At 65.2% G+C, this 18,686-nt stretch carries 18 protein-coding genes; 10 read left to right on the top strand and 8 right to left on the bottom strand.

From position 1 onward, the window contains the following. Positions 1–4: 4 nt before the first annotated feature. The 5 genes from I6F28_RS22420 to ligD all read left to right on the top strand — a co-directional run bounded on the left by I6F28_RS22420 (position 5) and on the right by ligD (position 5,743). On the top strand, positions 5–1,222 hold the full coding sequence (locus tag I6F28_RS22420) for a substrate-binding protein (RefSeq protein ID WP_225141098.1): 1,218 nt from the start codon (positions 5–7) through the stop codon (positions 1,220–1,222). Between the two features lie 79 nt (positions 1,223–1,301). Beyond that, positions 1,302–2,405, top strand: coding sequence for a branched-chain amino acid ABC transporter permease (locus I6F28_RS22425; RefSeq protein WP_225141100.1), 1,104 nt, complete (start codon positions 1,302–1,304; stop codon positions 2,403–2,405). Further along, positions 2,395–3,126, top strand: a complete 732-nt coding sequence (locus I6F28_RS22430; RefSeq protein ID WP_036014683.1) for an ABC transporter ATP-binding protein — start codon at positions 2,395–2,397, stop codon at positions 3,124–3,126. The genes I6F28_RS22425 and I6F28_RS22430 overlap by 11 nt, the downstream gene beginning before the upstream one ends. Further along, positions 3,119–3,814, top strand: coding sequence for a branched-chain amino acid ABC transporter ATP-binding protein (locus I6F28_RS22435; RefSeq protein WP_036014686.1), 696 nt, complete (start codon positions 3,119–3,121; stop codon positions 3,812–3,814). Before I6F28_RS22430 ends, I6F28_RS22435 begins: the two co-directional genes overlap by 8 nt. 111 nt (positions 3,815–3,925) lie before the next feature. Then, positions 3,926–5,743: a DNA ligase D gene (gene ligD, locus I6F28_RS22440; protein ID WP_225141102.1), complete on the top strand. Its 1,818-nt coding sequence runs from the start codon at positions 3,926–3,928 to the stop codon at positions 5,741–5,743. A gap of 20 nt (positions 5,744–5,763) precedes the next feature. On the opposite strand, the gene I6F28_RS22445 is transcribed toward ligD, so the two are convergent. From I6F28_RS22445 to I6F28_RS22460, 4 genes are all read right to left on the bottom strand, one after another. Continuing rightward, positions 5,764–7,305 (bottom strand): L,D-transpeptidase family protein, encoded by a 1,542-nt coding sequence (locus I6F28_RS22445; RefSeq protein ID WP_225141103.1) that lies wholly within the window; start codon positions 7,303–7,305, stop codon positions 5,764–5,766. 490 nt (positions 7,306–7,795) lie between these two features. Beyond that, a complete protein-coding gene (locus I6F28_RS22450; RefSeq protein ID WP_036014693.1) occupies positions 7,796–8,758 on the bottom strand; it encodes an acetyl-CoA carboxylase carboxyltransferase subunit alpha in 963 nt (320 codons plus the stop codon). A 271-nt stretch (positions 8,759–9,029) separates the two neighbouring features. Beyond that, a complete protein-coding gene (xerD, locus tag I6F28_RS22455; RefSeq protein WP_225141106.1) occupies positions 9,030–9,986 on the bottom strand; it encodes a site-specific tyrosine recombinase XerD in 957 nt (318 codons plus the stop codon). Positions 9,987–10,003: 17 nt separating this feature from the next. Further along, the gene (locus I6F28_RS22460; RefSeq protein WP_036026218.1) at positions 10,004–10,150 is read right to left on the bottom strand and encodes a hypothetical protein; all 147 of its coding nucleotides are present in this window, start codon (positions 10,148–10,150) and stop codon (positions 10,004–10,006) included. A 174-nt stretch (positions 10,151–10,324) separates the two neighbouring features. Here I6F28_RS22460 and I6F28_RS22465 point away from each other — a divergent pair, with 174 nt between their 5' ends. The 3 genes from I6F28_RS22465 to I6F28_RS22475 all read left to right on the top strand — a co-directional run bounded on the left by I6F28_RS22465 (position 10,325) and on the right by I6F28_RS22475 (position 13,510). Continuing rightward, complete coding sequence (locus tag I6F28_RS22465; protein ID WP_036042618.1) at positions 10,325–10,951, top strand: shikimate kinase; 627 nt, start codon at positions 10,325–10,327, stop codon at positions 10,949–10,951. After that, the gene (gene aroB / locus I6F28_RS22470) at positions 10,948–12,090 is read left to right on the top strand and encodes a 3-dehydroquinate synthase (protein WP_036014703.1); all 1,143 of its coding nucleotides are present in this window, start codon (positions 10,948–10,950) and stop codon (positions 12,088–12,090) included. Before I6F28_RS22465 ends, aroB begins: the two co-directional genes overlap by 4 nt. A 67-nt stretch (positions 12,091–12,157) precedes the next feature. Then, positions 12,158–13,510, top strand: coding sequence for a hemolysin family protein (locus I6F28_RS22475; protein ID WP_036014704.1), 1,353 nt, complete (start codon positions 12,158–12,160; stop codon positions 13,508–13,510). Positions 13,511–13,710: 200 nt separating this feature from the next. Here the strand turns inward: I6F28_RS22475 and I6F28_RS22480 are convergent, their stop codons facing one another. Further along, positions 13,711–13,980: a BolA family protein gene (locus I6F28_RS22480; RefSeq protein WP_050995968.1), complete on the bottom strand. Its 270-nt coding sequence runs from the start codon at positions 13,978–13,980 to the stop codon at positions 13,711–13,713. 127 nt (positions 13,981–14,107) lie between these two features. Here I6F28_RS22480 and I6F28_RS22485 point away from each other — a divergent pair, with 127 nt between their 5' ends. After that, positions 14,108–14,737 (top strand): J domain-containing protein, encoded by a 630-nt coding sequence (locus I6F28_RS22485; RefSeq protein WP_036014711.1) that lies wholly within the window; start codon positions 14,108–14,110, stop codon positions 14,735–14,737. Between the two features lie 169 nt (positions 14,738–14,906). Here I6F28_RS22485 and I6F28_RS22490 read toward each other — a convergent pair whose 3' ends face one another. Then, complete coding sequence (locus I6F28_RS22490; RefSeq protein WP_225115169.1) at positions 14,907–16,001, bottom strand: citrate synthase/methylcitrate synthase; 1,095 nt, start codon at positions 15,999–16,001, stop codon at positions 14,907–14,909. Between the two features lie 76 nt (positions 16,002–16,077). On the opposite strand from I6F28_RS22490, the gene I6F28_RS22495 reads away from it, so the two are divergent. Then, a complete protein-coding gene (locus tag I6F28_RS22495) occupies positions 16,078–17,298 on the top strand; it encodes a citrate/2-methylcitrate synthase (protein ID WP_036014714.1) in 1,221 nt (406 codons plus the stop codon). A 93-nt stretch (positions 17,299–17,391) separates the two neighbouring features. On the opposite strand, the gene ubiG is transcribed toward I6F28_RS22495, so the two are convergent. Both ubiG and I6F28_RS22505 read right to left on the bottom strand, forming a co-directional pair. Continuing rightward, the gene (gene ubiG, locus I6F28_RS22500; protein ID WP_225141108.1) at positions 17,392–18,159 is read right to left on the bottom strand and encodes a bifunctional 2-polyprenyl-6-hydroxyphenol methylase/3-demethylubiquinol 3-O-methyltransferase UbiG; all 768 of its coding nucleotides are present in this window, start codon (positions 18,157–18,159) and stop codon (positions 17,392–17,394) included. A 14-nt stretch (positions 18,160–18,173) separates the two neighbouring features. Then, positions 18,174–18,641, bottom strand: coding sequence for a PH domain-containing protein (locus I6F28_RS22505; protein ID WP_036014717.1), 468 nt, complete (start codon positions 18,639–18,641; stop codon positions 18,174–18,176). Positions 18,642–18,686: the final 45 nt, after the last annotated feature.

The following is an 18,686-nucleotide window of genomic DNA, read 5'->3' on the forward strand; positions in this document are numbered from 1 at the left end:
TCACATGCTCGATCGTACTCAGCTCACGCGACGTCGTTTCCTGTCCAATTTCGCCTTTGCATCCGGCGCGGTCGCAACCGGCGTCGGCAGCTGGGTGATTCCGGCGCCCTGGGCCAATGCGGCCGAGGCGCCGATCAAGGTCGGCATCGCCACCGACCTCACCGGCCCGATCGCCTATGCCGGCAACGCCGACGCCAACGTCGCGAAAATGGTGATCAAGGAGATCAACGCGGCCGGCGGCCTGCTCGGCCGTCCGCTCGAGCTCTACATCGAAGACACCGCCTCCAACGAATCCGTCGCCGTCGGAAACGTTCGCAAGCTGATCCAGCGCGACAAGGTCGATATGGTGCTCGGCGGTATCACCTCGTCGATGCGCAACGCGATCAAGGACCCGATCGTCGCGCGCGGCAAGACCCTCTACATCTATCCGCAGCTCTACGAGGGCAAGGAGTGCACGCCCTATTTGTTCTGCACCGGCCCGACGCCGGCGCAGCAATGCGACGAGTTCATTCCCTGGCTGATCAAGAACGGCGGCAAGAAGTTCGCGCTGCCCAGCGCCAATTATGTCTGGCCGCACACGCTCAACGTCTACGCCCGCAAGGTGATCGAATCCAATGGCGGCGAGGTCGTGTTCGAGGAATATTACCCGCTCGACCAGGTCGACTTCTCCGCGACCGTCAACCGCATCATCTCCAACAAGGTCGACGTCGTCTTCAACACCGTCATCCCGCCCGGCGTCGGCCCGTTCTTCAAGCAGCTCTATGAAGCAGGCTTCCTCAAGAACGGCGGGCGCCTGGCCTGCGTCTACTACGACGAGAACACGCTCAACATCAACCAGGCCGCCGAGATCGAAGGCCTCGCCAGCTGCCTCGACTATTTCAAGGTGCTGACCAAGGAGAACCCGTTCGACGCCAAGATCCAGGCGGCCTATGAAAAGGATTTCCCGGGCAACTTCCTGTTCGCCGCCGGCAGCGCTGCCACCGGCACCTATCGCGGCCTCAAGCTGTGGGAAGCCGCGGTCAAGGAAGCCGGCAAGATCGACCGCGAGTCCGTGGCCGCCGCGCTCGACCATGCCAAGATCGCCGAAGGTCCGGGCGGACCCGCCGAGATCGTGCCGGGCAAACGGCACTGCAAGATGAAGATGTACACCGCCGTCGCCAAGAGCGGAAACTACGAGATCGTCGGGCGCAGCAACGGCCTCGTCGATCCCAAGGAATGCTGATTCTTCGCCTCTCCCCTCTTGGGGAGAGGTGGACCCCGCCGTGATTGACACGGCTGCCTCTGACGATGTTGAACTCGGAATGCTGAAGCCGATGAGTGTGGTAAGAGAGGCCATCGTCGCCGACGCGGACGACGAAGTGGACGGTGCGATGGCTGAGGGCGCAGCGGCGAAACGGGCCAATGACGAGGTCAAGGCAAGACGAAAAATCCTGCCTGTCATCGAGGGCCTCGTGCTCCTCGCGGCGCTACTCGCGCCGCTGGTGCTGCAGGACTATCTCACGGTCTTCGCGACGCGCGTGATCATCCTCGCGCTGTTTGCGCTGTCCTTCGACCTGGTCTGGGGCTATGCCGGCATCATGAGCTTCGGCCAGGCGCTGTTCTTCGGCTCGGCCGGTTACGGCGTCGCCCTGCTCGCGCGCGACCTCGACATCACCAACATCTTCCTGGTGTTGCCGGCAGGCACGCTGATCGGCCTCACCTTCGCGCTGCTGCTCGGCGGCTTCCTGCTGCTGGGACGGCATCCCTCCAGCGTGATCTTCGTCTCGCTCGGCACGCTGACCGGCTCCTACGCCGCCGATCGGCTCGCGCGCGGCTGGTACTATCTCGGCGGCCAGAACGGCATCCCCTCGATCGCGCCGATGTCGCTTGGGTCATACGACTTCACGGAAGGCCCAGCGTTCTATTATCTCGTGCTCGGCATCCTCGTCGTGGTCTATCTGCTCTGCCGCTTCCTGGTGCGCTCGCAATTCGGCCTTGCGCTCGCAGGCCTGCGCGAGAACGAGCAGCGCATCGCCTTCTTCGGCTACAAGGCGCAGCATCTCAAAGCCATCATCTTCACCATCGGCGGCGCCGTCGCAGGCCTCGCCGGCAGCCTCTATGCCTTCCACGAAGGCTTCGTCTGGCCCAACATGGTGGGCGTCGTGGTTTCGACCCAGGTCGTGCTCTATGTGCTGTTCGGCGGCTCCGGCACGCTGATCGGTGCCGTCGTCGGCGCTGTCATCGTCGAGGGCGTCAGCTTCTGGCTCTCGGACAATTACCGCGAGATCTGGCCGATCATCCTCGGCCTGCTGCTCCTGCTCGTGATCCTGTTCCGGCCGCTCGGCCTGATCAGTTTTGTGCTCGGCGAGCGCGAACGCGTCGGCAGCTTTGGTGCCAAGCAAAAGGAGAGGCGCAATGCTCCTTGAAGCGGCCGGCATCAAGAAGGTCTTCGGCAAGCTCACCGCGCTCGACGGCGCAGCCCTCACGGTCGGCGAGAATGAGTTTCACGGCCTGATTGGCCCGAACGGCTCGGGCAAGAGCACGCTGATGAAGTGCATCGCCGGCGCCGAAGTGCCGACCCAAGGCAAGGTCTCTTTCGTCAACACCGACATCACCGCGTTCACGCCGACCGAACGTGCGCGCGCCGGCATGAGCCTGAAATTCCAGATCACATCCGTGCTGCCGTCGCTCACGCTCTACGACAACATCCTGCTCGCGCTGCAGGCGCAGTCCTCGCTGTTCGACCTCGTGTTCTCGCGCACGCGCGGTGCGTTGCACGACCAGGTCATGTCCATGCTGACGCAGTTCCGTCTCGCCGACCGCGCCTTCGATGCGGCCGCTGCGCTGTCGCACGGCCAGCAGCAATGGCTGGAGATCGCGATGGCGCTCGCCGGCAAGCCGAAGCTCCTATTGCTCGACGAGCCCACCGGCGGCATGAGCCTGGAAGAGCGCCGCGTCACCGGCGAGCTGCTGCAGCCGATCAAAAAACATTGCTCGCTGGTCATCGTCGAGCACGACCTCGATTTCATTCGCGACATCTGCGATCGCCTCACCGTGCTCGACCAGGGCAAGGTGCTGGCAACAGGCACGGTGTCCGAGATCCAGGCCAACACATCCGTCCAGGAGATCTATCTGCGCCGTGCCTGAATTTTTGGACATCAAGCATCTCGACGCCGGCTATGGCCGCAGCCAGGTCCTGTTCGACGTCAGCCTCGGCATTCCCTGGCGCGGCGGCGTCGCCGTGCTCGGCCGCAACGGCGCCGGCAAGACCACGCTGATGAAGACCATCGTCGGCGAGCTGCCGGCATGGAAGGGCGAGGTCGCCTTCGACGGCCGCGACATCAGTCGCCGCGCCACCCAGGAGCGCGTCCGCGCCGGCATCGGCTATGTGCCACAGGAGCATTCGGTGTTCGCGCGCCTGTCGGTGCGCGACAATCTCGCCGTCGGCTCGCTGGCTAAGAAGGATTCCTCCGCCATCGACCGCGTGCTGGCGATCTTCCCAAAGCTCGGCCAGCGCCTCGACCAGCCCGCCGGCACGCTTTCCGGCGGCGAGCGCAAGATGCTCGCGATCGGCCGCGCCATGCTCGGGGATCCAAAACTGCTGCTGCTGGATGAGCCCACCGAGGGCGTCTGGATCGGCGTCATCGAGGAGATCACCGAGCGCCTGATCGAGCTTGCCAAGAGCATCGCCGTCATCATCGTCGAGCAGCACCTCGACCTCGCTTTGCGAGTCGCCGACTACGCCTATGTGCTCGACCGCGGCCGCGTCGCGCTGCAGGGCGACGCCGGCGAGGTGAAAGGCAGTCCGGAGCTGATGCGGTATCTGGCGCCTTAGCGCGCGGCGCCCCTCGCACTGCGAAATATTCGGGTTGTTCAAGAGCTTCGCGGCATTCCATCGATTTTATTTCAGATCGGAACGAATCTGTCGGGCCGCGTTGAATCCCGCATGTGTGCCGTTGCGTTGCGTCAGTCGGGACTATCGCGCCTAGCCGGCGCGCGGAAGATTCCGATTCCATCCTACATCGTGCCATGCGATCCCACGCTACGCGAGAACCCGCCGCAAGGCAGCGGCTGGGTGTTCGAGATAAAAGCCGACGGCTATCGCGCGCAACTTCACCTGCAGGCGGGCGCGGCGACGGTCTATTCGCGCGCCGGATACGATTGGACCGAGCAGTTCTCGTCAATTGCAGCCGGCGCGCGAAAGCTCAGAGCCGGGAGTGCGATCATTGATGGCGAGGCCGTTGTCTACGGCAGTAATGGCCGGCCGGACTTCCAGCAGCTGCGGCGCGAGCTCGCCGCCAAGCAGAGCCGCCGCATTCGCTATCACGCGTTCGATCTATTGTATCTTGACGGATACGATTTGCGCGGCGTCGGCTTTGTCGAGCGCAAGCAGCTGCTGCAGCGGCTCCTGAAAGAAGCGCCCGAGACTTTCATCTACGTCGAGCACGTCGAAGCCGACGGCGAGCAAATCCTTCGCCATGCTTGCAGGCTTGGCCTCGAAGGGCTGCTCGCCAAGCGCGCGGACGCACCTTATCGCTCCGGACGGCAGGAAGCCTGGCTCAAGCTGAAATGCAAGAAGAGCGAGACGTTTCCGATCGTCGCATTCGTCGAAAAGCTGGGCGCGTACCCGCGCAAGGTGGCTTCGCTTTACGTCGGGCATCACGAGGATGGGCGCCTGCTTTATGCCGGCAAGGTCCGCACCGGATACACCGAGGCGACCGCGCGTGAATTGCGTGAACGGCTTGACCCACTGATCCGGCGCGATTCTCCGCTCGATCTGCCGGTAAAGAAGCCCAAGGCTACATGGGTTGAGCCCGTGGTGAATGCCGAGGTGGAATATGGCGCCCTGACCGACGATGGCCTGCTGCGTGAAGCCGTATTCAAGGGCCTGCGCGACGATCTTGCGCCGCGGAAGGTCAGGGCGCCCCGGTTGGTGCCTTCATCGGTCGGGCGGCCGAAGCTCGGCGTTCCCAAAGAGAATATCCTGCAGCTGCTGCCCGATGCGATCGTGCCGTCCAAGGAAGAGCTCGCGCATTACTGGGCGCGTGTCTGGAAGAAGGCGCTGCTGCATCTAGGACATCGCCCGCTCAAGCTGGTGCGGCACGTGCACGGCACGACGTTCTATCACAAGGGGCCGCTGCCGAAGGACATTCCGCAAGCGGTGCACCAACTACGCATCCGAAAGCGCGAAGGCGGCGAAGGCACGCGGCTTTGGGTGGACAGCCTTGACGGTTTCCTCGGACTCGTCGAGATCGGCGCAGTCGAATTGCATCCCTGGAATTCGACTGTTGAGGATTTCGAGCACGCCGATCGCATCGTGATCGACCTTGATCCCGGCGAGGGCGTCGAATGGGATGCTGTGATCGAGACCGCCCTGGAGCTTCGCGCGCGAATGAGCCGTGAGGGGTTTGCGACCTGGCCCAAGCTGACCGGCGGCAAGGGCATTCATCTGACGGCGCCGCTTGACCGCCCAATGCTGCACGATCAGGCGCACCGGGCGGCCCGCAACCTCATGGCCGATTTCGCATTGCGTCGGCCGGACCGCTACGTCCTCTCCGCCCAGGCCAGGCGCAGCGGCCGCATTTTTCTCGACTATTTGCGCAACGGCCGCGGTACCACCGCGATCGGCACCTTCTCACCACGGGCACGCGAGAACTTTCCCATTGCTGCGCAGGTGACATGGAAGCGGATCGAAAGCGGGATCGTGCCGGACGCGTTCACGATTCACATTCCCTACCGTGCGGTGCGGAGGAAAGAGCGATAACTGCGCGCTCGGGCGCTAGCCTACTTCACCGCCGAGAAGCGGCTGTCGAACGAGTTCGACTGCACCACCGGCGCGGCGCCTGACATCATCGCGGTGCTATCGCCCGCGCCGTCGCTCACCGATGGCTTCAGCGCCGGACGCGTTGCGGCAAGGCGGGTATCGGGCTTCGGCGGCTCGGCCGGCTTGGCGGCTGCTACGGCCGGCTTCGGCGTATCCTTCGCCGCCTCCTTGACTGAATCCTTGGACTTGTCATGTCCCGGCACGAAGCGGGTCACGGCGGCCTTGAGTCGCGAGGCGGCCGTGGCCGGCGTCGTGGACGTCTGGGCGGCCGGGGCCACGGACGCGGTGGCTTGCGGCGCAGGCGTCGCGGTCGCGGTCGCGGTGGTGTCGGCGGTGCCGAGCCCCATCTTGCGGCCGAGATTGGAGAAGAAGCCGCCGCTTTCAGATTTCGCAGCGGGCGCCGCCGCGGCAACGCGGGTGCTCGCGGCAGGCGCGCTGACGGCGACCACCGGCTCTTCCCGCGGCGCCGGCGCACTTGCCACCGCGTCGAGGTTCGGCTTGGGCGGGTTGACGTGGCCGGGGATCGTGCCCGGCGCCTTCGCCATGGCCAGCATCTGCAGCGTGGTGCCTTCGGCACTCTCGGACAGGCCGGTCGAGCCTTCCGGAATTTTGGCGGCGAACACCTTGTGCATGCCGCCGTCAATGCCGGTGTTCATCCGCGCCACCGGCGTGCCCTTGGCGACGAGCCTTGCATATTCCGTCTCGTCCTTGGCCTGCTTCTCGCGGACCGCGCTGGCGATCTCTTCGGGGATCACATAGGCCGGACATCTGGCGGAGGCGTCGAACACCAGATCGCGCTTGGCGTCCGCCGGCTTGGCGGCGTCGAACACGTATCTCTTCTCGCAGAAATCGACCTTCGGCTCCTGCCGCGTCACCTCGAAATGATCATAGCCTTCCTTGATCATCTTCCAGAACGGCATGTTCGGATTGTTCCGGTGCCTGGCCATGTTCACCGGCGTCATCTTGAACGGATAGGCCTGCAGCTGGAACGCCTTCTGGCCGCCGAAGAAGGACTCGCGGCCGAGCGAATAGATCTCCGCGATCTGCTCGTCCGTCATCGCGTAGCAGCCGCGCGACGAACAGTCGCCGTGCACCATCAGCTGCGAGCCGGTGCGGCCCAGCGCCTTGTCGAACGCGTTCGGGTAGCCGGTGTTGAACGAGAGGTAATAGGACGATTGCGGATTCATCTGGCTCGGATTGATCGAGTAGAATCCCTCCGGCGCCTGGCGGTCGCCTTCGCGCACCTTGGGGCCGAGATCGCCCGACCAGCGGCAGATCGGATAGGTCTTGAGCAGCGCGAACTGGCCCGAGCGGGTCTGCTTCCAGACCTCGAGCTCGGCCTCCTGCTTGAACAGGCGGACCAGGATCGGCGATTGCAGGTCCATGTCCTTCTCGGCCATCGCGGCGATCAGCTTCGGCGGCACCGGCTGATTGGCCTTGGCGTTGGTCGCAAGCGAGACCTGATCGGTGTTGCAGCCGGCGAGCAGACCGCCGGCCGTCATCAGCGCAACCGAAACCAAGAGCGCGCGAGCAAGCGAACGAGAAATCAAGATGGACCCCACACCGTGCCGGGCATTGAAGCGCGAACCCCAATTATTCCGAAGCGCAATCCGACCGGTAAACCGACCCGCCGAGACGGGCCCGGTCAGACCCCGCTCCAGCGCTTATGCCCTGAAGCCATTGATTAAAATTCTAACCTCTGGGTCATGTGGTCGCAACCCGAGCGGGGATCACGAGGGCGTTGGCCCAGTGGCATGGTCAACGAAGACTAAATGGACGCGACTTGGGACGGAACTTGGGCTTTCGGGCCGAGGGGACTCAGATCGCCGATTTGGGCAAAAAAAGGGTTAAGGCGGGGTTACCGGGGGCTGCTCGAAAGGCCTGGTAGGGTGGGCAAAGGCGCGAAGCGCCGTGCCCACGAGCCGTTCGTACAGCCGGGATTGGTGGGCACGCTTCGCTTTGCCCACCCTACGAGAGCGGAATCGAGGCGAATCAGCCCAGTTTGCGGCCGATATCGAGGAATTTCTGCCGCCGCTGCTTGCGGATGGCATCCCCATCAAAGTTCCGGAGCTCGTCGAACGCCTTGGCGATGGCCTCGCCCGTGGTGGCGATCATGGCGGCGGGGTCGCGGTGGGCGCCGCCGACCGGCTCCTTCAGGATGGCGTCGATCACGCCGAAGCGGAGCATATCCTGAGCGGTGATCTTCATGTTATTGGCGGCTTCCTGCGCCTTGGTGCCGTCGCGCCAGAGGATCGAGGACGCCGCCTCCGGCGAGATCACGCTGTAGATCGCGTGCTCGAGCATCAGGACCTTGTTGGCGGTGGTGATGGCGATGGCGCCGCCCGACATGCCCTCGCCGGTGATGATCGCGACGTTGGGCACGGTCAGCGCCAGGCACGCATCGGTCGAGCGCGCGATGGCTTCCGCCTGGCCGCGCTCCTCGGCGCCGATGCCGGGATAGGCGCCGGCCGAATCGGCGAGCGACAGCACCGGCAGGCCGAACCGCTCGGCCATCTCCATCAGCCGCACGCATTTGCGATACCCTTCCGGCCGCGCCATGCCGAAATTGTGCCGGATGCGGCTCTCGGTGGAATCGCCCTTTTCCTGGCCCATCACGCAGATCGGCTCACCGCGGAAGCGGCCGAAGCCGGCGACCAGCGCCTCGTCCTCGCCGAACTTGCGGTCGCCGGCGAGCGGGGTGAATTCGGTGATCAGGCCCTTGATGAAGTCGTTGAAATGCGGCCGCTGCGGATGCCGCGCCACAAGCGTCTTCTGCCACGGCGTCAGGTTCGCATAGAGGTCGGCCAGCGCCTGCGCCGCCTTGTCCTCGATCCGCCCGACCTCGTCGCTGATGTCGGTGCCGGTGGCGGCGAGCGCGCGCAATTCGTCGACCTTGGAGTCGAGCTCGGCGACGGGCTTTTCGAAGTCGAGATAGCTGCGCATCTGGTCTAGCATCAACTCAATATAGGGGGACGGGGCGCGAGAAGCGAAGCAAGTTGGGGCGGCGGAAAGAAGTGTAGCGTCTTCAATGGTTTGGCTTGTGTGCTGGTGCAGTCGGCCAAATCAGCCGTGAGGCCCCGGCTCTTTCCGCGGAGATGTGGCCGAAGTCAAGGCGGTTTCACCCTTTACCCGTAGCCCGGATGGAGCGCAGCGCAATCCGGGAAGGTCTGGCCGCGAGGAGGCGGCCCCGGATTACGCGTCGCTCCATCCGGGCTACCAGCAGCAACTACTTCTCCGCCAGCGGGTGCAGGTCGCGCACCAAGCTCTTCAGCCGCTCCTCGACCACATGGGTATAGATCTGGGTGGTCGAGATGTCGGTGTGACCGAGCAGGGTCTGCACGATGCGCAGGTCCGCGCCGTTGTGCAGCAGATGGGTGGCAAAGGCGTGGCGCAGCACGTGCGGGGAGACCAGGCGGGCCTGCAAGCCGGACGCAACCGCGAGCTCCTTGAGGTCGCGGGCAAAATGCTGGCGCGTCAGATGTCCGCTCTCGCCGAACGAGGGGAACAGCCATTTCGACGCGGCCACGCTGTTCTTCCTGTCGGCCTTTGCCGCTTCCGTGGCGGCGAGATAGTCCGCCATCGCCTGCCGCGAGGCGTCGTTGAGCGGTACCAGCCGTTCCTTGTTGCCCTTGCCGCGCACCACGATCATGCGGGCGTCGCGCTTGGCCGCCGAGCGCGGCAGCGCCACCAGCTCGGAGACGCGCAGGCCCGTGGCGTAGAGCACCTCGAGCAGGCAATAGAGCCGCAGCGCCCGCAATCGCCTGGAGGGCGAGGCATCTTCGGCCTCGCTCAATTCCTTGGCGCGGCGGAGCATGCGGTCGACGTCGGCGATCGACAGCACTTTCGGCAGGCCGCGGCCGCGCTTCGGACCTGACAGGATCGCCGCGGGATCGTCGCCGCGGATGCGCTCGTTCAGCAGGAAACGGTAGAGGTGCCGCATCGCGGACAGCCGGCGGGCCACACTGGTGGATTTGAAGCCGCGGGTGTCGAGATCGACGAGATAGTCGCGCAGCGTCTGGGTCTCGGCATCCACGAATGTATGGCCGACGCGGCCCAGAAATTCCGAGAAATCGCTGAGGTCGCGGCGGTAGGCATCGAGCGTGTTGGGGCCGGCGCCCTGTTCCGCGGCGAGCATGTCGAGGAACAGGCCGATGAGCCTGGTGTCTGAGGGTTTGGGGGGCATGCCCGGGAGGCTAGCTCCTATTTCTTGAGAAACTTGTCCGGCGGGATCGTCACCGTCATTTCCCGCGGCTTCGGGTTGACGAAGTTCGCCAGCGCGAAGACCACGCCATAGACGATGCCGCCGATCACGGCGACGACCGTCAGGAAGCGGAACAGGCTCGGCATCGTTCTGGGGTCTCGGGTCGGGGCGCGGCAGCCAAATTAACCAATGAAATCATCCAACATGTTCGCCGTTTCGTGGCAAGAGTCCTCTGGCGAGGGCCCCCATGGGGTCGTATAGGTGGCCAAAGCCATGCCGCATCTGGCGGCAGTTCGAGCGAGATCCAGTCGAGCGAGACGATGTCCGACGCCGCGTTGCCGCTTCCTGCTTCGCCCGAGGCCGACATCCTGTCGGCGCTCGGGGCGCGCTCGATCGTGCTCGTCGGCATGATGGGGGTGGGCAAATCCACCATCGGCCGCCGCCTCGCGGCCCGGCTCAGGCTGCCCTTCATCGATGCCGACACCGAAATCGAGGTGGCCCATGCCGGCATGACCATCCCGGAGATCTTTGCGGCCCATGGCGAGCCCTATTTCCGCGACGGCGAGGCCCGTGTGATCGCGCGGCTGCTCGAGGGCGGGCCGATCGTGCTGGCGACCGGTGGCGGCGCTTTCATGCGCGAGGAGACGCGCGCACGCATCGCGGCGAAGGCCATCTCGATCTGGCTGAGGGCGGACCATGACGTCATCATGCGCCGCGTGCGGCGCCGTGCCGACCGTCCGCTGCTTCAGACCGCCGATCCCGAAGGAACCGTGACGCGCCTTCTCGCCCAGCGCGAGCCGATCTATGCCAATGCCGACCTCACCATCGCCTCGCGCGACGTGCCGCACGACAGAATCGTCGAGGAATGCATCGAGGCGCTGCACGCCCGTCTCTGCGGCGGAGAGCCAGCCCAACCGCCTGCCGACATTGCGAGTGCGTCAAGATGACTGCGCCGTTGAAACATTCCGATCCCATCAAGGTCGACGTCGCACTCGGTGACCGCGCCTATGACATCGTCATCGGCCGCGGCGTGCTGGCCTCGCTCGGCGAGCGTGTCGCCGCTCTGCGTCCCGGCGTGCGCACGGCCATCGTGACCGACCGCACCGTCGCGAAATACTGGCTCGAGCCCACTGAGGCGTCGCTCGCAGCCAGCGGTATTCCGACCTCGCGCATCGTCGTCGAGGAAGGCGAGATCTCGAAAACCTATGCCGGGCTCGAAAAGGTCAGCGAGGCCCTGATCGCAGCGAAGATCGAGCGCAACGATCTCGTCATCGCGCTCGGCGGCGGCGTGGTCGGCGATCTCGCCGGCTTTGCCGCGGCGATCCTGCGCCGCGGCGTCGATTTCGTGCAGGTGCCGACCTCGCTTCTCGCGCAGGTCGATTCCAGCGTCGGCGGCAAGACCGGCATCAACTCGCCGCAGGGCAAGAATCTGCTCGGGGCCTTCCACCAGCCGGTGCTCGTCATCGCCGACACCGCCGTGCTCGACACGCTGTCGCCGCGCCAGTTCCGGGCCGGCTATGCCGAGGTCGCCAAATACGGCGTGCTGGGCGACGAGGCCTTCTTCAGCTGGCTGGAGAAGAACCATGCCGACATCTCGAGGGGCGGATCGGCCCGCGAGCATGCGATCGCGACCTCCTGCCGGGCCAAGGCCGCAATCGTCGCGCGCGACGAGCGCGAGACCGGCGAGCGCGCGCTGCTCAATCTCGGCCACACCTTCGGCCACGCGCTGGAGGCTGTGACCGGCTTCTCCGACCGCCTGTTCCACGGCGAGGGCGTCGCCATCGGCATGACGCTGGCAGCGCAGTTCTCCGCGAAGCTCGGCATGATCGGCGAGCGTGAGGCGGCGCGCATCGAGCGCCACCTGATCGAGGCAGGCCTGCCGACGCGCCTGCAGGACATCGCCGGCTTTGCGCAGGAAGGGCTCGCCGATGCCGACGCGCTGATGGCGCTGATGGCGCAGGACAAGAAGGTCAAGCGCGGCAAGCTCACCTTCATCCTACTGGAGGCCGTGGGCCGCGCGGTGATCGCAAAGGACGTCGAGCCGGCGCCGGTGCGCGACTTCCTGAAAGAGAAGCTCGCGCAGTGATAACGGGACCGTTCAGATCGGCCGCCCGCGAAACGGCGGGGAACGCCGGGGCGGTCGCGAGGCAAACATGAGTTCGATCTCGATCAATCTGCTGCTTGCGGCCCTCCTGCTCGCCGCCAACGCGTTTTACGTGGCGGCGGAATTTGCGCTGGTGAAGAGCCGCGGCTTCCGCGTCAAGGCCATGGTCGAGCAGAACCGCTTCGGCGCGCGCCTGCTGCAGACGATGATGGGGAACATCGAATCCTATCTCGCCTGCTGCCAGCTCGGCATCACCATGGCCTCGCTCGGTCTCGGCTGGATCGGTGAGCCGACGGTGTCTGCGCTGCTGAGCCCCGTCCTCAGCCCGCTCGGAATGTCGGAGGCCACGCTGCACTTCACCTCGTTCGTGGCGGGTTTTCTGGTCTTCTCTTCGCTGCACATCGTCATCGGCGAGCAGGTGCCGAAGACGCTTGCGATCAGGGAGCCGATGCCAGTGTCGCAGTGGATTGCCTATCCGCTGCATTTTTCCTACCTCCTGTTCTACCCGCTGAGCTGGTGCCTCAACACGGCGTCGAGCGCGATCCTCCGTCTGATGGGGGTGCAGGAGTTCTCGCAACACGAAATCCTGACGGATTCGGAGATCGAGGGCCTGGTCGAGGAATCGGCCGTGCACGGCAAGATCGAGAGCGGCGAGGCCGAGTACATTCACAACGTCTTCCGTCTCGGCGAGCTGACGGTGTCTGACGTGATGGTCCACCGCACGGCCATGGTGATGATCAACGCCGACCTGCCGCCGGAGGAGCTGGTGCGGGAGGTGCTGGCCACCGAATACACCCGCATTCCGCTGTGGCGGGACAAGTCGGAGAACATCATCGGCATTCTGCACGCCAAGGATCTGTTGCGCGCGATCCGCGCATCGGAGGGCGACACGTCGCGCATCGACGTCACCACCATCATGCTGCCGCCCTGGTTCGTGCCGGAGATGCGGCCGATATCCCAGCAGCTCAAGGCGTTCCGCCGCCGCAAGACCCATTTCGCACTCGTCGTCGACGAGTATGGTGAGGTCGAAGGCCTCGTGACGCTGGAAGACATTCTGGAGGAGATCGTCGGCGACATCTCCGACGAGCATGACGTGGTGGTCGCCGGCGTGCGCCGTCAGCCGGACGGCTCCGTCGTGGTCGACGGGTCGGTGCCGATCCGCGACCTCAACCGCGCCATGGACTGGCATCTGCCCGATGAAGAGGCAACCACGGTCGCCGGTCTCGTCATTCACGAGGCGCGCTCGATCCCCGACCGCGGCCAGAGCTTCACCTTCCACGGTTTCCGTTTCCGCGTCCTCCGCCGCGAGCGCAACCGCATCACCGCGCTCCGTATTTCACCGGTGACGCGCGAGGCCGAGCTCGAAGAGGCAAAGCCGAGACGGGCCGGGACGTCGTTCTAATTTTTCCCTTACCCTCCCCTGGAGGGGTCCGGGACGAGCGTAGCTCGCCCGTGGGTCGCTACGCATGAAGAGCAGCGCAATGCGTAGCGGGGTGGGGTGACGGTCTTCCCACATCCAACAGTACCCGAGTGGAGAGATCACCCCACCCCGCTCGCGCTGCGCGCGATCGACCCTCCCCCTCCAGGGCAGGGTCAGAGAATTCAACCTTCCCCCGGCGCCTGCGCATTGATCGCCAGCGCGTGCACGCTGCCGGCGAGTTCCGCGGCGAGCGCTGAATTTATCATGCGATGACGGTCGATCCGGCTCTTCCCTTTGAAGGCGGCAGACACGATATACACACGGAAGTGCGTCTCGCCGCCTGCTCGGTGGCCGGCGTGGCCCTCATGCAAATGTGACTCGTCGACGACTTGCAGGCTTTCCGGCGTGAAAGCTTCCTGCAACTTGTTGCTGATAGTGTCTTTCATAGCCATGTGTGCCATTAAGGTGCGCGCTCGCATCCCGTCAATACCCGGACGTCCAAGCTCGTCGCGACCGGGTGCTCAGCGAATTGCAATGTCAAGACTTGAAGGTTTTTGCATTGCGTAGTCAAAGTCAGCCATGCCGATCGATTCATCAAAATTCTTCGACTCCATCCGCGTGAAGCCGCGGGGCAAGCAGCCGGAAGTGAAGCCGCGCGACACCGCGGTCAATTGCGAATGGGCGGGCTGCGCCAACAAGGGCTCGCACCGGGCGCCGAAGGGCCGCGAGAACCAGCGCGAGTACTGGCACTTCTGCCTCGACCACGTGCGCGAGTACAACCAGAACTACAATTTCTTTTCCGGCATGAATGCCGAAGCCGTCGCGCGCTATCAGAAGGATGCGCTGACCGGTCACCGTCCGACCTGGAAGATGGGCGCCAATGGCGGCAAGAAGGGCGCGGAAGAGATCGACATGGCGGCCGATCCTTTCAGCATGTTCAGCGAGATCAACGGCCGCGCCAGCTGGCGCAAGGGCCCCGAGGCGGAGCCCAAGGCCGAGACGCGCAAGGTAATGAACGCCGAGCGCAAGGCGCTTCAGGTCATGGGCCTCGGCCCCAGCGCGACGCTTGCCGACGTCAAGACCAAGTACAAGGCGCTGGTGAAGCAGCACCACCCCGACGCCAATGGCGGCGACCGCTCGACCGAGGACCGCCTGATCGAGATCATCAAGGCGTATAATTATCTGAAGACGGTCGTGCGCGAGGCGTAGGGGCCCGCGGTCTTCTCCGCTGTTTTCCGCGCTCTTGCGGCGACGACAGTGTCGTAGGGTGGGCAAAGCAAAGCGTGCCCACCTTTTTTTCGATCGAGAGAGATGGTGGGCACGGCGCAAGTGCGCCTTTGGCTACCCTACGATTCCGGTCTCGCGGAGGCATCCGCTCTCAAACTTCCGGCATCGCCCCGACATATGACGAGCTCGGCCTGATCAACCGCCCCGTCCGCTGCTGCTCGCGGGCATGCGCGGTCCAGCCCGCGCTGCGCGCGATCGCGAAGATCGGCGTGAACGCCTGCCGCGGAATCGCCAGCGCATCGAGCAGGATCGCGGTGAAGAACTCGACGTTCGTCTCCAGCGGCCGCTCCGGATTCTTCTTGCGCAAGGCGCTGCGGATATAAGCCTCGACCTCGCCGGCAAACGGCAAATCGGTGCCATTGGACGCAAGCGCCTCGACCGCGGTCTTGAGCACGTCGGCGCGCGGATCGCGGACGCGATAGACGCGGTGACCGAAACCCATCATGCGCTCGCCGCGCGCCAGCGCCGCGTCGACCCAGGACTGAATGCGCTCGCGCGAGCCGATCGCGTCCAGCATTTCCAGCACCGGCTCCGGCGCGCCGCCATGCAGCGGACCGGTCAGCGCGCAATAGCCGGCGGTGACGGCCGCGAACAGGTCGGCCTGCGTCGAGGCCACCACGCGCGCGGCGAAGGTCGATGCGTTCATGCCGTGGTCGCTGGCGGTGACGAGATAGGCGTCGAGCGCCGTGACCTCGCGCGTTGCAGGCGAACGGCCGTGCAACATGCGCAGCGTGTCGGCGGCATGGCTCACGGTGGGATCGGGCGCGACCGGCTCGAGCCCCTTGGCGCGCCGGACCAGCGCGCCCGCGATCACCGGAAACGCGCCGACGATCGTCGCCTCGTGCTCCAGCCCGTGCTCGGCGCGAAGTCCGGCGACGGCGGCACGAAACCCGTCGATGATGCCCATGCCGCGCGTCGCCGGCAGCAGGTCCGGCAGCCGCGCGAAGGCGCGCTCGCGCGCCACGCCCAGGTTTGAGCGCACATTGGCTTCGGTGAGGGTGGTCTTGCTGGCGCCATTCCAGAGCCGGGCGGTAACGCCTTCGAAGCTCGAGATGGCGGCGAGCCGCCCGACGTGCTCCCCGGCGATGATGAGCTCGCCGCGCTCGCCGTCGACATGGCTCAGCACGGTCTCGGCCGCGGGAACGCCGTCCAGCCCGATCTGGCTTTTGGTGAGGTGGATGTTCATGACCCAAATCTCCTGTTCACGGAGAACAAGGTCAGGCCTCTCGACACATTGATCAATCTTGATTACATAAATCAATATGAAAAATTCTGATGGGCTGTACCTCTCCGCTCGGGAAGCCGCCGCCGAGCTCGCGATCTCTCCGGCCACCCTCTACGCCTATGTCAGCCGCGGCCTGATCCGCTCCGAGCCGACGCCGGACTCGCGAAAGAACCGCTATCGCGCCGAGGACGTTCGGGCGCTGAAGGAGCGCCGTGTGCCGTCGCCGGAGCCACGCGGCCTGCGCAGCTTCGATGCCGATCTGCCGGTGATGGACACGGAGATCTCGACCATCACCGAGGAGGGCGCCATCTATCGCGGCGTCAATTGCGTCGATCTTTCCGAGAGTGACACGCTGGAGCACGCCGCGACGCTGCTGTGGGATGTCGCCGACGTCGATCCGTTTGCCCCCGACAATCAACCGGAACTCTCCGAGGAAATGCGCGTGATCGCGAAGGCCGCGCGCCGGGCCGCACCGATCGACCGCGCCATCGCCGTGCTCGCACTGGCCGCCAGCGTCGATCCCCGCGCCTTCACCCGGGCACCCGATGGCCGCGCTATGGTCGGCGCGCGCATCGTCCGCCTGCTGGTTGCGACCATGCTCAATGCGGACGCCTCGGCCGAGCCGCTGCATCAGCAGGTCGCGCGCGCCTGGGCGGCGGACAACAAGCACGCGCCCGACCTGATCCGCCGCGCGCTGGTACTGCTCGCCGATCACGAGCTGAACGCGTCGACCTTCACCGCGCGCTGCGCTGCCTCGACCGGCCTCAACCTTTATGACTCCGTCATCGCCGGGCTCGCCGCGTTGAAAGGGCCGAAGCATGGCGGCGCCGGCGTCCTGGCCTCACAGCTCGTCAAGACGCTGGTCGACCGCGACGTCGAGCCTGTCGTGCGCGAGCGTGTCGCCCTCGGTGAACGCTTTGCCGGCTTTGGCCACGGCGTCTACAAGCACGGCGACCCCCGCGCGCAGTCGCTGCTGAACGCGCTGTCGCGCTCCGGCGCGCCGCGCAAATTCACCAGGGAAGTGCCAGAGCGGATCGCGGAAGCCACCGGCGAGTTCGTCAATATCGACTACGCGCTCGCCGTGCTGGTCCACGCACTGCGCCTGCCCGCCGGCAGCGAGCTGGCGCTGTTCGCGATGGCCCGCAGCGTCGGCTGGATCGCGCATGCCAGCGAGCAATTGCAGTTCGGCAAGCTGATCAGACCGAGGGCAAGATATGTGGGGCCTGCGCCGGGACGCAGGGCGGGGGCTGCCGGTTAGAACCTCTGTCAGTGCGGCAATCTCCGCTGTCGTCGCTGCGAACGCAGGAGGACAGCGTTCCTGGAATGACGGCTCGCACTCACCCTGGGCAGTTCACACCATCGCTTCCGCGACCACCATATAGTTCACGTCCATATCCGACGACAGCGACCATTTGTCGGCGAAGGGCGAGTAGACGACGCCGGTCTGCTCGGTGATGACAAGACGGTTGTCGAGCAGGTATTTCGTCAGTTCGTCGGGCGTGACGAACTTGTTCCACTCATGCGTGCCGCGCGGTAGCCAGCGCAGGACGTATTCGGCACCGACGATGGCGAGGGCAAAGCTCTTCCAGTTGCGGTTCAGCGTCGAGACCACCATCAGGCCGTTCGGCTTCAGCATCGCGGCGCAGCGCTTCAGGAACATGCCGACGTCGGTGACGTGCTCGACCACCTCCATCGCCAGCACGATGTCGAAGCGCTCGCGCGGGTCGATCTCCTCCACCGTGGTGCAGCGATAGTCGATCGCCAGATGGCTCTTGTCGGCGTGCAGCTTCGCCGCCTCGATGTTGCTCGCGGAGGGATCGATGCCGATGACCTGCGCTCCGAGGCGCGACAGCGGCTCGCAGAGCAGGCCGGCGCCGCAGCCGATGTCGAGCACGCGCAAGGACCCAAGACAATTGAGGCTGCGCACGTTGCGCTCGAACTTGCGGCAGGCGGCGTCGCGGATATAGCCGAGCCGCAACGGGTTGATCCGGTGCAGCGGCGCCATCTTGCCCTTGGGATCCCACCATTCCGCCGAGAGTTTCGAGAATTTCGCGATCTCGGCGGCGTCGACGCTCGAGCCGAGCTGGGCGGAAATAGAAGTATTTTGCTGCATGCTCATGGTTGGGCGCGGTCCTACCGCGTGGTGATCGAACTACGGAAGGCGAGCGGCGAGGCGATGGTCTTGATCGTCTCGATACCCTCGCCGACGCCGCGAATCGTCACGTCGCCGTAGTTGAGAATACGTCCAAGAATGGTCTGGTCGACATCGACGCTCTCGACCTTGTCCAGCGCCATCTCGAAGGTTCGGCGCTTGATGAAGCCGGTCTTGTGCACGACCCTGAGGTTGGTGACGTCGGTCTCGGTGGTGAAACGATGGAACCAGCCCTTCACGGTCCAATACAGGGCCGCCAGAGCCGCGAGACCAGCGGCCCCGAGGCAAAGCAGAACGAGCCAGTCGACGGTCGCCTGCCGCGACAGGATGAGCAGGGCCAGCGCCGCGATCCAGGCCACGATGGCCGGAAAGTAGAAGATCCAGTGCGCATTGGTCGAATACAGCACGCGCTCGCCGGGCTGCAGGATCTCGTCGATGTAACGCGCCATGATCTAGCTTAACCCACTACCCCACCCGTCTCTTATACACCTCTG

It is taken from the genome of Bradyrhizobium sp. NBAIM14 (assembly GCF_020193895.1).
Taxonomy (GTDB): Bacteria; Pseudomonadota; Alphaproteobacteria; order Rhizobiales; family Xanthobacteraceae; genus Bradyrhizobium; species Bradyrhizobium yuanmingense.